The organism is Microcoleus sp. PH2017_05_CCC_O_A (genome assembly GCF_020738785.1).
GTDB lineage: Bacteria > Cyanobacteriota > Cyanobacteriia > Cyanobacteriales > Microcoleaceae > Microcoleus.
In genome coordinates, this window is sequence record NZ_JAEQCB010000182.1 from 1 (window position 1) to 9639 (window position 9639).

The 9639-nt window shown below is 46.4% G+C and carries 11 protein-coding genes; 3 read left to right on the forward strand and 8 right to left on the reverse strand.

The genetic code is table 11. From position 1 onward, the window contains the following. The 4 genes from JGK20_RS29840 to JGK20_RS29855 form a co-directional block, all read right to left on the reverse strand. The coding region (locus tag JGK20_RS29840; RefSeq protein WP_293233183.1) for an MlaD family protein at positions 1–847 on the reverse strand (847 nt) is incomplete at its 3' end. 76 nt (positions 848–923) lie between these two features. Further along, positions 924–1298 carry a four helix bundle protein gene (locus tag JGK20_RS29845; protein ID WP_293196216.1) on the reverse strand — a complete coding sequence of 125 codons (375 nt, stop codon included), beginning with the start codon at positions 1296–1298 and terminating at the stop codon, positions 924–926. Positions 1299–1388: 90 nt separating this feature from the next. Next, the gene (locus JGK20_RS29850) at positions 1389–1514 is read right to left on the reverse strand and encodes a hypothetical protein (protein WP_293233185.1); all 126 of its coding nucleotides are present in this window, start codon (positions 1512–1514) and stop codon (positions 1389–1391) included. A gap of 39 nt (positions 1515–1553) precedes the next feature. Further along, complete coding sequence (locus JGK20_RS29855; RefSeq protein ID WP_293192047.1) at positions 1554–2336, reverse strand: ABC transporter ATP-binding protein; 783 nt, start codon at positions 2334–2336, stop codon at positions 1554–1556. 168 nt (positions 2337–2504) lie between these two features. Here JGK20_RS29855 and JGK20_RS29860 point away from each other — a divergent pair, with 168 nt between their 5' ends. Beyond that, positions 2505–3905, forward strand: a complete 1401-nt coding sequence (locus tag JGK20_RS29860) for a gluconeogenesis factor YvcK family protein (protein WP_293182670.1) — start codon at positions 2505–2507, stop codon at positions 3903–3905. 219 nt (positions 3906–4124) lie between these two features. After that, a complete protein-coding gene (gene tsaE, locus JGK20_RS29865) occupies positions 4125–4574 on the forward strand; it encodes a tRNA (adenosine(37)-N6)-threonylcarbamoyltransferase complex ATPase subunit type 1 TsaE (RefSeq protein ID WP_293233189.1) in 450 nt (149 codons plus the stop codon). Between the two features lie 39 nt (positions 4575–4613). On the opposite strand, the gene JGK20_RS29870 is transcribed toward tsaE, so the two are convergent. The 3 genes from JGK20_RS29870 to JGK20_RS29880 form a co-directional block, all read right to left on the reverse strand. Then, positions 4614–4955, reverse strand: a complete 342-nt coding sequence (locus tag JGK20_RS29870; protein ID WP_293182672.1) for a DUF5615 family PIN-like protein — start codon at positions 4953–4955, stop codon at positions 4614–4616. 3 nt (positions 4956–4958) lie between these two features. Continuing rightward, positions 4959–5282: a DUF433 domain-containing protein gene (locus tag JGK20_RS29875; RefSeq protein WP_293182674.1), complete on the reverse strand. Its 324-nt coding sequence runs from the start codon at positions 5280–5282 to the stop codon at positions 4959–4961. Positions 5283–5413: 131 nt separating this feature from the next. After that, positions 5414–6736, reverse strand: a complete 1323-nt coding sequence (locus JGK20_RS29880) for a dihydroorotase (protein ID WP_293213481.1) — start codon at positions 6734–6736, stop codon at positions 5414–5416. 245 nt (positions 6737–6981) lie between these two features. Here JGK20_RS29880 and lepB point away from each other — a divergent pair, with 245 nt between their 5' ends. Continuing rightward, complete coding sequence (lepB, locus tag JGK20_RS29885; RefSeq protein ID WP_293196220.1) at positions 6982–7590, forward strand: signal peptidase I; 609 nt, start codon at positions 6982–6984, stop codon at positions 7588–7590. A gap of 355 nt (positions 7591–7945) precedes the next feature. Here lepB and JGK20_RS29890 read toward each other — a convergent pair whose 3' ends face one another. Continuing rightward, the gene (locus tag JGK20_RS29890) at positions 7946–9472 is read right to left on the reverse strand and encodes a peptide ligase PGM1-related protein (RefSeq protein WP_293182680.1); all 1527 of its coding nucleotides are present in this window, start codon (positions 9470–9472) and stop codon (positions 7946–7948) included. Positions 9473–9639 lie beyond the last annotated feature (167 nt).

Consider the following 9639-nt stretch of genomic DNA (forward strand, 5'->3'; position numbering starts at 1 on the left):
CTGCTACTTTGGAAACATCGGCGGCGACTCCTGATATTTCTCCTTTGAGGGACTGGTTTAAGCTGGATGCTTCTCCTTTTAAGGATTGAGTTAAACTGTTGACTTCTACTTTTAAAGATTGATTTAAACTGTTGGCTTCTCCTTTTACTGATTGATTTAAAGTTGCTAATTCGCTTTTTACTGATTGAGTTAAGTTGCCAAGGTCTCCTGTTACTGATTTATTCAATGTTTGGATTTCTGCTTTGGCTGTTTGAGTTAAACTTGATAAATCTTGAGTGAGTTTAGCTGCACCTTTTGCTGTACTGGCTGTATTCTCTGCAATTGATTTAATATTGTTGAACAGCGCGGGGTCGGTGTATAAATTAGATAGGCGGACTGTGGAGCGAATTAGTTCGTCGAGACTGACTCCTGCTTGACCTTTTAAGCGGGAATTTTTGCAGATTATCTCAGGGGGACAGTCGGCACTAATGGGATTGGCGGTGAGTAAGGAGTCTGGCAAAATTGAGTTGGGGGTAATGTCGATCGACGATTCGCCAATTAAACCCGATTTATTTGCTTCGATCGCCACATCGCGCGGCATGACTAAAGTACCGGGGGCTATCTCCATTGTCACCTCTACGCCGTTGGCGCTGGCTTTGATGGCGGTAATTTTACCGACGGCGACGCCGCGATACCTGACGGGCGTGCCTATTTGCATTCCCTGGGCGCTGGCAAATTCTACGGCGAATTTGTAGCTGCGGTTGCCTAGTTGTACGCCCTGCAACCAGAGCACTAAGCCGCCAAATAAACCGATTCCTACTAAAATCAAGAATCCGACAGAACCTTCTCTTACAGTTCGCGATCGCATATTGCCTCCTTTGGCAATTGGCAGTTGGCAGTTGGCAGTTGGCAGTTGATAGTTGATAGTTGATGGTTGGCAGTTGTTAATTTTTTTCTGATGTGTTGCCTATAGATTTTAGATAGGCGTTTAGTCGGGGTGACAGTTCGTCAATAATTGGCTTGAGTGTTTCTACTTGTGTAGTTGTTAGTAGTTGCCTAGTATAAGCCCGTCTCAACCAGTGCTTTGTTTCATATAAAGAACCTCTGGCAATCTTGATAAATCTCCGATGATCCTGATAGCTGCCTCGACCATCTCCTTCAGCAATATTAGCACCAATACTATCAGCAGCTCGAATAATTTGCTTGCCGACCGTATCTTTAGCTAGTGCGTCCCATTTTATAACAATATTCCAAATTTCATCAGCTAATTTTTCTGATAATTTATAAACATCTAATTTTTGAAAATTTGTTTGTGACATATCCCATCTCCCAATAATACAAACAATTAACCACTGCCAACCGCTTTCCTAACAACCGCCCACTGTCAACTAACAACTGCCCACTGTCAACTAACAACTAACAACTAACAACTGCCCACTGTCAACTAACAACTGCCAACTGCCAACTGCCCACTGCCAACTGCCAACTGCCCACTGCCAACTGCCCACTGCCAACTGCCAACTGCCCACTGCCAACTGCCCACTGCCAACTGCCCACTGCCCACTGACAATTGACTATCCAATCACTTGAATTGGGCCGGTAACGCTGCCGCTAAAAAATTGTTTAATTAACAAATTATCTGTCGATGCAATGTCGCTGACAGTTCCCTCCCACTGCACTTTGCCTTGATAGAGAAATACGATGCGATCGGCAGTCCGGCGAATGGTACTGTCTTGGTGAGTGACGATCGCATAAGTGCTACAAACTCCCTGAGCTCTCTGCAAATCCCGAATTAAATCTTCAATTACCGTCGAAGCGATCGGATCTAAACCCGCCGTCGGTTCGTCATACAGCAAAACCTCCGGATTGTCCCTCGCATTATCGGGATTTGCCATGATGGCGCGGGCAAAACTTACCCGCTTCCGCATTCCCCCAGACAACTGCGCTGGATAGCGTTCGCCAATTCCCCGCAAACCCACCATCTCTAACTTCTCCTCCACCAATTCCCGAATCCGGCGGCGCGGCAGCTTAGAATGCTGGTACAGTAAAAAACCGACATTCTCCTCTACCGTAAGCGAATCAAACAAAGCAGCTTGCTGAAACACCATCCCAATCCCGATCGGATCTGCCACGTCGTCCACCCATCCCATCCGTCGCTGTCCCTGAACGAAAACCTCGCCCGCATCCGGGGCCAACAAACCCGCAATTATCCGCAAAATCGTAGATTTCCCCGTCCCGGAAGGGCCAATAATTGCCAGGGCCTCTCCCCGATATATCCTCAGATCCACTCGATCGAGGATCGGGTTATCCCCGAAGGACTTACTTACCCCCTTGAGTTCGATTAGCGGCTCAGCCATAAGATGCGATCGATTATTATGTTGTCAGTCATCAGTCATCAGTCTAGCTAATGACTAATGACTAATGATTAATGACTAATGACTTAAATTGACTGCCAGAATCAAAACTCTCTTGTATTGTAAATTTGTCAGCTTGAGCTATTCCAATACCATTAAGACTAATTAACCATGTCAATTAGTTCATTTCCTAAAGCCCTGCGAGTCTTTGCCAAAGCTAAGCAGGTTTTTGTCCAATCCAGAAATCCTTACCCTTCTTCTTTGCGGAACGGGCGAGTTCACCAGTGGTTTAAGTGGTTGGCCCCCGGACTGTTGGTGAAACGGTGGCTGCTGATCAGTGCTAGCGGTGTGGTACTTGCCACTTTGGGTTTAGCGATTTGGACTGGGATGACTCCGATCTTTTTGCTGTTGCAATTGTTGAGAAATTTTTTGACTTGGATTGCGGAAGTTATTCCCAATTACGTGTCGGGCCCGATCGTGATTGCGGGCGGAATTTTGTTAATTCTGTGGGGCCAAACTCGCAGTTTGAACTCGATTACCCAAGTGCTGATGCCCGAAGGCAATGAGGAATTGGTCGATCGACTCCTCAACCACCGCCGCTTGCACCGCGGCCCGAAAATTGTCGCCATTGGAGGGGGTACAGGCCTTTCTCATTTGCTTAGGGGATTGAAAGATTACAGTGCCAAAATTACTGCGATCGTCACGGTGGCCGATGATGGCGGGTCTTCCGGGCGACTGCGACGGGAAATTGGAGTATTGCCGCCGGGAGATATTCGCAATTGTTTGGCCGCTTTGGCCGATGAGGAAAAGTTATTAACTGAGTTATTTCAATATCGCTTTCAGGCTGGTGACGGTTTGGTTGGTCACAGTTTTGGGAATTTGTTTTTGACTGCGATGAGCGATATTGCTGGAGATTTGGAACAGGCGATCGCCGCCAGTTCAAAAGTTTTAGCAGTGAGGGGGGAGGTGCTGCCGGCTACTCTGAGCGACGTTTCTTTGTGGGCAGAACTGTCTGATGGCCGGAGAATTGAGGGGGAGTCCAGCATCACCAAAGCTAACGGAAAAATCGTCAAAATTGGCTGCAATCCGGCTAATCCTCCGGCTTTGCCCAGGGCCGTCGAAGCGCTGCGGGAAGCGGATTTTATTATTATTGGGCCGGGGAGTCTTTATACGAGTGTGATTCCGAATTTGTTGGTGAAGGAAATTGCTGATGCGATCGCCAATAGTGAAGTTCCGCGCATTTATGTGTGCAATATTATGACTCAGCCGGGAGAAACAGACGGATACAGCGTTGCCGATCACATTCGGGCGATCGATCGGGCTTGCGGCCGCCCCCTGTTCGATGCTGTAGTAGTTCAAGGAAAAGTCCCATCTGCAAAATCTTTGATCCGCTATTCTCAGGAGAATTCCTATCCGGTTGTGCTCGATAGAGAAGCCATAACGCAACTGGGGCGGCGAATTGTCATCGCCAATGTCATGGATGAAGATAAAAATACCGGTTTAATTCGCCACAATTCCCAAAGATTGGCGGGGATGTTGCTGCGTTGGTACAGCCGCGCCCAGAATATTTAAGCTGCTGACTGTTGACTGTTAACTGTTGACTGTTGGGGAGCATCTCATGTTTGTAAAAAGGATTTTTTTATTTGAGTGCGAGCTTAAGAGCTCGCGTATTGTACAATACGCGAGCTCTTAAGCTCGCACTATAAATGAAAAACTGAGATGCTCCCTAACTGTTGACTAATGACTACTGGCTACTGACTACTGACTAATGACTACTGACTAATGACTAAAATGAAAACTTTGCTGCCAGATTTTGAGGCTACGCGCCAGTTTGGTATTGCGTTAGGTCGATCGCTTCCCCCAGGCACTGTAATCTTGTTACAAGGAGACTTAGGCGCCGGCAAAACCACCTTGGTTCAAGGTATCGCCGAAGGTTTGGGAATCTCCGAATCTGTGGAAAGTCCTACTTTCACCCTGATTAACGAGTATTTTGCAGGGCGGATTCCGCTGTACCATCTAGACTTGTATCGACTCGCACCCGAAGAAGCGGAGGCTTTGCACTTAGAGAGTTATTGGGACGGATTAGAAAGGGATTTGGGGATTGTGGCGATCGAATGGGCCGAAAGATTGCAGTACAAACCCGAAAAATATTTGCAAATTTCTTTGATTTATCTCGATAACGGGCGCCAAATTGAAGTGATGGGAACTGGCGAGTTATTGGATTGGGAATGGGAAAATTGAGAAAATGGCTATTCCCTACGGGATAGCTACAGCGCGTACTTACTGCGGCGGGCGGTTGACTCGAATCAATTTGCCCCTCAAAGTTTCTTCACCAGCAATAGCATCATTAATGCGTGTTGCCAATCTTTCTACATTCCGATTTTTAGTGCAGACAATAATACCTGCATGGTCTGGCTTTCGGTTGTGCAGTCCGATAAAATCAAACCGATTTAATGTCAAAATAGCGCGATCGTTACTCACAGCAAATTCTAGCACTTCAGGATCGGGAATGCCCAGATTTGCTTTTCCTGCTTCCTGAACTGTAAGCACATTGTGACCAAAAGCCCGCAGCAATTCCACAACTGGCAAAGGAAATTGTTCGTCTGCATATAATAATGCCATAAGTTATGCTTCCTCATTTTTGCTGATTGCTTGTTCAATTTCCTCTATATGTGAATCAGCATAAGTCCAAACATTGACCAAATCAGCAGCACTTAGATGGGGATAAAATTGGAGAAGTTCGGAATCGCTTGAACCTTCATTGCGAAAACCAACAAGCAGCCACACTGGAATGCGAGTTTTGGCAATACAAGCATCGCCGCCGCACACTTCGGGAGTCTTGGTAATTCCCGGCCAGCTATTGCTTAAACTTTGGGTTAACAGCCGTATTGCTTCAGATTTCTCGGTCGGAGTTAAGGCAAGAAGTTGTGTTTCTAGTTCTTGGAGCATAGGTAATATCGCCTCGATCGTAAGGGAATATACTCTGATAATTTTAGCACAACTTTTGCTGTAATGTTTTAGGTATGTAGTTGCGCTTCAGCGCTGAAGCGCAACTACATACCTTTGTTTATATAAATTGACTACTCAACGTCAAATGTCAAGGCTTTACCCCTGACATTTGTATCTAATTTACCGTTCTCAAAAACAACTTTTCCTCCCACAACTGTCACCACGGGCCATCCAGTTAAATTCCAACCTTCAAAGGAACTCCAGCCGCACTTACTCGCCATTTCTGCTCCGATCACCGGGCGGTAGTTGTCCAAATCAACTAAAACTAAATCGGCGTCAAAACCCGGAGCGATCGCCCCTTTGTTCGGAATCTTATAAGCCTTCGCAACAGCCGCAGACATCCAATTAGCAACTTGTGCAACTGTACACCTTCCCTCGACTGCTTGCGTCAACATCAAAGGCAAAGAAGTTTCAACTCCGGGCATTCCCGATGGGCTATTTGGATATTCTTGAGCTTTTTCTTCTAACGTGTGCGGCGCGTGATCGGTGGCGATAAAATCAATTACGCCGTCTAATAAGGCTTGCCAAAGTATTTCGTTATCGCGGGTATCGCGCAACGGCGGATTCATCTGGGCTAAACTACCAATCTTCTCATAGGCGCTGGTATTTAACAACAAATGCTGCGGCGTTACTTCCGCTGTTACCCAACTGGGTTTTTCTTGTCGCAAAAACTCAGCTTCGTCGCCAGTTGAAAGATGCAGGATATGCAAACGTCGCTGATATTTCTTAGAAAGTTTTACGGCTAGCTGAGTTGCTAACAAGGCTGCTTGATTGTCTTGAATTTGGGAGTGCACAGCTAAATCGGTACTGCCGGCAAATTCCTGACGGCGCTGATTAATTCTAGTTTGATCTTCGGCGTGTACTGCAATTAATCGATCGCCCTTTGCGAAAACTCGCTCTAAATTTTCCTCTCCATCCATCAACAACTGTCCGTGCATCGAACCCATAAACACCTTAATCCCCGGAGTCGGATTCGCATCCAACAAATCCGGTAAATTCTCCGGCGTCGCCCCAATAAAAAAGCCGTAATTGACCAAACACTTGTCAGCAGCGCGCCTTAGCTTGTCATCTAAGGCCGCTTGGGTTGTGGTTAGGGGGCGGGTATTCGGCATTTCCAAAAACGATGTCACGCCGCCCTTAGCGCACGCACAGCTAGCCGTAAACAAATCTTCCTTGTGTTCCAAACCCGGTTCGCGGAAGTGTACCTGCGGGTCAATTACTCCGGGTAAGAGAGTTAAGCCGATCGCATCTATTTCGCGATCGCACTCTGCCGCAATCTCGGGAGCAACCCGAACAATTTTGCCATCGCTAATTTGCACGTCCCCTACCAAAAACTCACCGTCTGGTAACAGAATGCGAGCGCGACGGATTAACAAACTTGATGTGGTCGGCATAAGCTATAATTAAATAGGTAATGTACGTAGAAGCCCAGACAAATTTTATCCTCAAAAGAGTTAGAAAAATACTAATAAATATAACTAGCTTTCAGGAAAATTGTAATTTTTACGATCGACCTCGGCGCACTTTACTCAACCAGATAGTACAAAAACTCGCGTCTGGGGCGCAGATTTTGCAGATTTCCTCAAAAAACCCCGAAATAAGTTTATAATTTGTATCCAGCCCAGTGACTTAAATACTTATGACTCGTCTAGACAAGTCAGCCGACCAAAAACCCCCGCAAGATACCGAAAATCCTTGGATAGAAGGAATTAAGACGATCGGCTTAGCAGCATTCTTAGCCTTTGGTATCCGCACCCTGGTTGCTGAAGCTCGCTACATTCCCACCGGCTCAATGCTCCCAACCTTGCAAATTAACGATCGATTAATTATAGACAAGGTGAGCTATCGACTTCAAGACCCGCAGCGAGGAGATATTATCGTGTTTATGCCTCCCGATCCGGCGAGTTTGTGCACGGGACAGCCGCCGCCGATCAAAGATGCCTACATCAAGCGAGTGATCGGACTTCCGGGCGATACTGTGGAAGTCAAAGATGGAAAAGTTTATATCAACAAGCAGCCGCTACAGGAAAAATATATTGAAGAAATTCCGCAGTATCCCTACGGGCCTGTAGTTGTATCTCAAAATTCTTACTTGGTACTCGGGGACAACCGCAACGCAAGCTGTGACAGCCATTATTGGGGCTTTGTACCCAGACAAAATATCATCGGTAGGGCGATCGTCCGTTTTTGGCCTCTCAACCGCACAGGCTCGATCGACCCCACACCGATTTATCCCGCTAAAAAATAGCTACCATTCAAATCCTCGGCGGTTGGAAACCGCGTCTATACAAACGATTCAAATCCTCGGCGGTTGGAAACCGCGTCTATACAAACGATTCAAATCCTCGGCGGTTGGAAACCGCGTCTATACAAACAATGTCCGCCTCCGCGGACTAAGAAATATGGAATTTCAGAGCAATGTGCGATGGCTTACGCCCCGCTACGCTACGACTCTTCAACCCGCGGAGGCGGGTTTTGTTGGTATAGACGCGGTTTCAACCGCCGGGTTTGTGGGTTGATCGGTGATATCAATTCCCGTTGCATCAGTATTGTTCAAACCGTCAACTGTCAACTGTCAACTGTCAATTGTCAACTGTCAACTGTCAACTGAATGACGTTTCGCGATCGAGAACTTTCACAACCTTGTTATACATATCCTCAGCTTCTTGTGGCGAATTGCCAATACTCGTCAATCCCAATTTGCCAAACTCCGACAAACAACCCATTAAATGAAACACGCTCCCCGTCTCAGTACCAGTGTCAAAATGCAGTTGATTGTCAGCAATAATATCCATCAAATCATTCGGCAACAATCCCCGATACCGCTCCTTTTTCAAATTATCCGAAGCCACATAATATTTCGGACGGCCCTGCTGGCTGTAAAATAATCCCGTAGTTCGCTCGTACCGACCGTTTGTTAACAGCTTCAAAGCCATAAACGGATGAGTTGTACCTCCTTTACGCAAGTTAATTTCTATTGCTTGAATATCCCATTTCCCGTCCGATTGCTTGACAGCAACATAATCCACTCCAAATCGCTCCAAAGCACCTTTTGCTGCTAAATTTTTTCCCACTTTCCATCCCAATTCTTGCAACGCCAGCCGATAGGATTCATCCGCCGGAAATCGGCAACCCAAGAAAATTTGACCGTCTGGGCCGCCTAAAATCTGGTCGTGGGTTGACAGAATTTCAACTTCGCCACTGGGGACAATTCGACCTTGAACGCTGGGCGATCGCTTTTCTTCTCCTTCGATAAATGCTTCCGCAATTGCCCCTAATTCGGGAATGCGGCTGCTGAAATTTTTCCAGGTTTCGCCTGTTGATTGAAAGCGCAAATTGTGGAAGCAATCGCCAATTGCTTTAACTCTTTCTTGAGGTGCTTTACCTGCGATCGGCTTCAAATCTAAAATTGCATTTCCTTCCCCCGAAAAACCTTCATTTAACTTAATTACCATCCGCTGCAAATCCGGCTGTCTTTCCCACAACGCAGCCGCAGCTTGGGCCAAATCTTCTGCATTCCAAACCAACTCGGAACCGTCAGGATAAGGTACGCCAGCTTCTTGAAAAATTTGCCTGCTGCCGCTTTTTGTTCCCCAATAAAGCAAATCCGGATCGCTAGCCCACAAAGGAATTCCCAATTTAACAGATAACTCGCGCTCTAAGGGCGTCGAGTTGTAACAAACCATATAAGATTTTGTCGGGCGTACTGCTTGGCGAATTCGCTCCATCAAGCGAGGACGTTCTAAAATTTTCTGGGTGAGGGATTTCGCCGATGCATCGTAAGCCGAGAACAGCAAAAGGCGATCGCGCGCGTGAGAAAATGGAATACCTGGGAGCAATTGCAGGTAATAATCTATAATCATGGGGTGCAGCGGCTCCGAGGTGATGTAAATTAAGCGCGTGCGAGGATTTCGCAGGCGAATCAATGAAAATAAATGCCGCTCTTCGTAGTGGTAAGCACCCTCAACTTTCAGAATTTCTTGCTGATCTAAGCTGAGAGAAGGAATGACGATAATATCACAATCTCCGCTGTCAAATTCTTCTATCTCTCGCCAACGTTCGCGTAATTCTGTCTGAAGATTGCGAAATTTTTGCGAGTATTCGGAAGATGAATTGTTTGACTCTTGCATGGCGTTTTCTCCTAATTATTCAAATAATTATTGCTAATGATGTAGGGTGCGTCAGCCCAAATAGTTGAGACAACTCAACTGGCACTCTTATAGGGGTTAATTTTTAGCTACGTTGTTGCGCTTGGGCGCTTACATATATAAAGAGCGCTGAAGCGCAACTACGTACC